Annotated in this window: 2 protein-coding genes; one reads left to right on the top strand and one right to left on the bottom strand. The window is 44.5% G+C overall.

From position 1 onward, the window contains the following. The first annotated feature begins 246 nt into the window (after nt 1–246). Nucleotides 247–1,443, top strand: a complete 1,197-nt coding sequence (locus Q5691_RS27440; RefSeq protein WP_333348392.1) for an IS4 family transposase — start codon at nt 247–249, stop codon at nt 1,441–1,443. Nucleotides 1,444–1,553: 110 nt separating this feature from the next. Here the strand turns inward: Q5691_RS27440 and Q5691_RS27435 are convergent, their stop codons facing one another. Then, nucleotides 1,554–2,474: a fructosamine kinase family protein gene (locus tag Q5691_RS27435; RefSeq protein ID WP_333217135.1), complete on the bottom strand. Its 921-nt coding sequence runs from the start codon at nt 2,472–2,474 to the stop codon at nt 1,554–1,556. Nucleotides 2,475–2,601: the final 127 nt, after the last annotated feature.

Raw genomic sequence — 2,601 nt, 5'->3', positions numbered from 1 at the left:
CTACCTAATTATCAACAAGGCATAAGAGCTATGAGGCTTATTCTATCAGCGTTATAGGCGACTTGTCGCCCCGACAGCTTGCGGCGACAAATTGTATGCAGCCCTAGACGAGTTTCATCACTACACCAATAAGTGACTTTTTTATCTCAAGGGGTGACAAGAGGGCTGCAAATCAGGTAGAATAAGGGTTTGAGCCAACCGTCACCCAAAAAAATGGGGGGTCGCTGCGACCCCCACACAAAATATATGTTCCCTCAATTATACCAAAAAGTTTTCGAGACGCATCTAAATCCTCGCCAGTATCTAACGCTACAATTGTTAGTGTTAATGTTACAAAGCTATCGAGATGTCAGCTTATCTACTTTAGCCAACAAGTTTCCACAACCGATAAAGTATGAAAGTCGAGTGAGAAATCTGCAACGGTTTTTAGACTTACCTCAACTGACAGCCAAGCTGTTGTGGTTTCCACTCATCAAACAGCTCCTCAAACAAGAGTTTCGCCGTCAACCGAGCAATCGACAACAACGAAGACGAGTCGAAAAACTCCAACTCATTTATCAAGGATATCTGTTTTTAATGGTCGATAGAACGCAATGGCAAGAGCGAAATTTAATCGTGTTAAGTTTAGCCTGGGGGAAGCATGCCATTCCCGTTTATTGGGAAATATTACCTAAAAAAGGAAGTAGTAGCTTGCACGAACAAAAAAAAGTTTTAACTCTAGTATTGCGGCTGTTGAAGCCTTATCCAGTTCTGGTTTTAGCCGACCGCGAATTTCACAGCGTCCAACTGGCTTCTTGGCTCAGGCAAAGGAAGATAGACTTCGCTTTGCGACAGAAAAAGGGCACTTGCATTGCCGATGATGGTGTCGTTTATCGAGCGCTCCAAGACTTAAATATTAAACCGGGAAACTCCCGATTTTATGCCAATATTTATTGTACAAAAGCTCATCAGCTTGGAGACTTTAATTTAGCGGCGTACTGGAAACGAAAATATCGAGGTAGAGGTCCAAAAGAACCTTGGTATATTCTGACCAGTTTGAAAAGTTTACCTCGGACTCTTTCCGTTTATGCCGCTCGATGGGGCATCGAAACAATGTTTCGAGATTTAAAAACCGGAGGCTATAATCTGGAAAATACAAAAGTCAACCAGCGGCGGTTAATGGCGCTCGTTTTAGTCATTTCTATCGCTTATACTCTAGCCACTTTACAAGGTGCTTCTTTACAGCATCGAACTGTTGCTGAGTATATTTGTAGTCCCACTGAAACCGGACGTTCAACCGAACGCTATAGCACTTTTTGGATGGGATTGCACGCTCCCGATTGGGGTCAATCTTTCCAGAATTGGTCGGATTTAGCCGCCGTACTGATGAATCTCAAACCCCACCAACGACTCAATTTTCAACAATGGCTTCATGCTTTATCCTTGCTCCAGAGTGCTTTGTAGCCTTGTTGTCACCCCTTGAGGTATTTGTTGCACGCTCTGTTCGATTGCCCTATCCCCTAAGCCTTGCTATATAAACCTTATAAACCTTTTAGCTCATTATTCAGCAAGCCCTAACTACCAAAAATTCGATTAATCATTTGATTGGCCTGGGACTCGTAACTCCCACCAAACAAATTAAAATGATTTAAAATGTGATACAGATTATAAAGAGTTTTGCGTTCTTCATACCCTGAATCCAAAGGCCAAACCTGATTGTATCCCCGGTAAAACTGCGCCGGAAATCCACCAAATAGCTCAGTCATCGCAAGATCAACTTCTCTATCTCCAAAATATGCCGCCGGGTCAAAAATCACTGGTTCCCCCGCAGATGTCACCCCCGCATTTCCCCCCCACAAATCCCCGTGAACTAGGGAAGGTTGAGGTTCGTAACCTGCTAACAACTCAGGAATTACCTTTAATAAACGTTCCCCTTGGGGAAAATGACCACCCCGACGCCTAGCCAATTTAAACTGATAACCAATCCGCTGTTCTGCCCAAAATTCTGCCCAATTGGCCGTCCAATTATTAATTTGTATAGTTGAGCCGATCGTATTATTAATATCCCACCCAAAACCCCCCCTGAACAAGCCCGAATTAGGCTCTTCTCCCCCCCTTAGCAAGGGGGAGTTGGGGGATGTGTATTTGTGCATTTCCGCGAGTTTTCGCCCCATTTCTTCCCAACTTTGATCGCCCCCGCGACTTCCCAAATCCAGCCATTCCACCACAATATAAGCTGAATTCCCCTCAGTTCCCCAGCAAATCGGCTCAGGTACTCGAATCGTCTGGGTTTTCCCCATTTGCTGCAACCCCAGCGCTTCAGCTTCAAACATCGAGACTTGGGAAGCTTGATTGATTTTCACGAAGTAAGTGCCGGAACTGCTGCTGATATAATAGCCTTGATTGATGCAGCCACCGCTTACGGAACGGCGATTGTCGATCAAAAATGTTTCTCCGGTTGTTTCACAGATGTGCGCGGCAATTGTGTCCCACATAGCATCAAATAGTTTTGAGGGTTGAGGGCGATCGAAATTAGTTTAACAGGTAGGGCAACTTCAGCAAAAACAACAAAGCCCCTATCTGAAGCTCAGAAAGAGGCTGTATATTGTCAAATAGAATGCC

Source organism: Microcoleus sp. w1-18aA5, assembly GCF_036701705.1.
Lineage (GTDB): Bacteria > Cyanobacteriota > Cyanobacteriia > Cyanobacteriales > Microcoleaceae > Microcoleus.
The sequence above is the reverse complement of the archived record's forward strand: the minus strand, read 5'-3'. Positions and strand labels throughout refer to the sequence as shown.